At 51.7% G+C, this 2136-nt stretch carries 1 protein-coding gene; it reads right to left on the bottom strand.

The annotated features are described in order from the left end of the window. Positions 1 to 131: 131 nt before the first annotated feature. Entirely contained in the window at positions 132 to 1427 is a 1296-nt protein-coding gene (gene ltrA / locus FKG94_RS28500) for a group II intron reverse transcriptase/maturase (protein ID WP_142930347.1), read from the bottom strand. Positions 1428 to 2136 lie beyond the last annotated feature (709 nt).

The following is a 2136-nucleotide window of genomic DNA, read 5'->3' as shown; positions in this document are numbered from 1 at the left end:
TTCTAGGTAGGAGCCGCCCTTACGGGCGACGCCCCCTGCAGACCCGGACGTGAGCCTTCACTCATCCGGTTCCTCGGTGATTGGAGTATCGGCACAACTCCAATGTATGACCATGTACCCGACAAACCCATCTACACCATTTTGGTTATCCTGGGTCTTGGAAGTTTCCATACCGCCAGAAACTTTTCGAACTTCTCCCAGCTAATATACCCATCTCTTGTACGTCGGCCTAACCAGCGCCGCCAGCAGTCCCGCACGTGCTGGTACAACATCCACAGAGCCCGGTAATTACCCCGAACCCCATAGTAGTTGTACAATCCATAAAGCTTGGAACACAGCCGTTGGTACTGCTCCTTGATCGGGTCATGTTTGCTGCTGCGGCAGTATGTATAGAGGTTACGCATGGCGCGAGCCTGGCGTTTCCTCATCGTCTGCCGCTTGATCACCCAGTTTCCGTTTCGTGACTTGCCCCAGTAGTGGGTAAATCCGAGAAAGTCGAATGTGCCATTCCCACTCTTGGCTGAGTATTTACTTGGCCATTGGAAGCATATCATTTTACTCTTGTCAGGGTGAATACGAAGCCCGTACTTCTCGAAGCGCTTCGGCAGCACCTTCATCAGGCGCTCACCGTCCGCTTCGTCTTCACAGCCCAGCACAAAGTCATCAGCGAACCTTATCAGAAAGCTGCGACGGGCCAACCGCGGCCGCACTTGCTTCACATACCACTCGTCCAGAGCATGATGGAGAAAAATATTCGCTATCATGGGGCTGATCGATCCACCCTGAGGCGAACCACAGACCGGGTAGCGGATGTTGTCCTTCTCGACCACCCCCGCCTTTAACCATTTGCCGATAAGGCACATGATTTTCCCGTCGTTGATGCGCAACCTGAGCATTTCCCGGATGCGATCATGCGGCATCGTATCGAAAAACTTGCTGATGTCCGCATCAATGATAACGCTAGCTTTCTCCCGGAAACAACCATCCCTCAACGCTTTGATTGCATCGTGCGCGCTGCGCTTTTCCCGAAAGCCATAGGAGAAATCGTAGAAGTCGATTTCGTAGATGGCGCCCAGAAGTATCGCAACAGCTCTTTGCAATATCTTGTCTTCCAGCGTAGGGATACCGATTGGTCGCTGACTTTTGTCCTCTTTCTCTATCCAAACACGTTTGACGAAAGGGGCTACGTAGCTCCCCTCTCGGTAACGGCGATAGAGATCTGCCAGATTGTTGTCGAGGTTTGCCGCGTATTCCGCAACTGTAACCCCGTCCACACCTGCCGCCGCCTGTTTATTGGTCTGGTAGTAGGCTTCTCGCAGAAAGTCAACGTCAATCAGATGGTGTAGCGTGGTAAACACCCTCTCAGGGTGTTCCCTGGCTTGCATTCTCAGTTGACGAAGTTTTAGTGAGACAGTTAGTGATCCCAAAGTATCTCCTGTCGTTCAGTTCATCAACGCGTCACACCCGGCTTCACCTTCCCTACAGTGGGTCCTCAGGGTAATCGTTCCCCACCTTCCCGATCGGTAAAATAAATCCCGATCACCGGTACTATGATCTGCTAAGACTTCCGAGTTTGCTTCTTGGGTTTCTTCACTCTCGCTATCGGCCCCCAATACCTGATATCTCTTTACTGCTTATTCGTGCTTCCGATTTGGACTCTTCACTAGGCGCAGTAAATTGCCTCATGAAGCCTGGTGCATTTATAATCCGGCACACCGACGCCGGTTACTTGAGTCAGGACAAAGTCGGAGCTCCCGAGTTCCCGAGCTACCCCTGTAAGCGCATGCCATGTTCTCAGACCCCGGCGGTGTCGCAGCAACTTGCCATAACGTTACTGAGACTGCTGCTTTCCGGTACAAAGCAAGCCGTCAGCTTTCCCATCCGTCGATGATTATCCAATGACCACCACTCTACAATATTTCGGGGCTCAATAAATGGCCTACACTCTCGTTCCACCCTTGCTCCGCACACCTCGTTACCTTGGTCGCACCCGGGCTTCACTACTAACCTGCTGGCTAAGCTTTGGTTGTGGGAGGACTGGAGTGAATTCAATTACCTGCACCTCCTGGGTAACATTAATCAATTTCCGAATTTATAAAATTCATCCCAAGACTTCGGATTTATCTCGGCACGAGC

It is taken from the genome of Exilibacterium tricleocarpae, assembly GCF_007004655.1.
Lineage (GTDB): Bacteria > Pseudomonadota > Gammaproteobacteria > Pseudomonadales > Cellvibrionaceae > Exilibacterium > Exilibacterium tricleocarpae.
The sequence above is the reverse complement of the archived record's forward strand: the minus strand, read 5'-3'. Positions and strand labels throughout refer to the sequence as shown.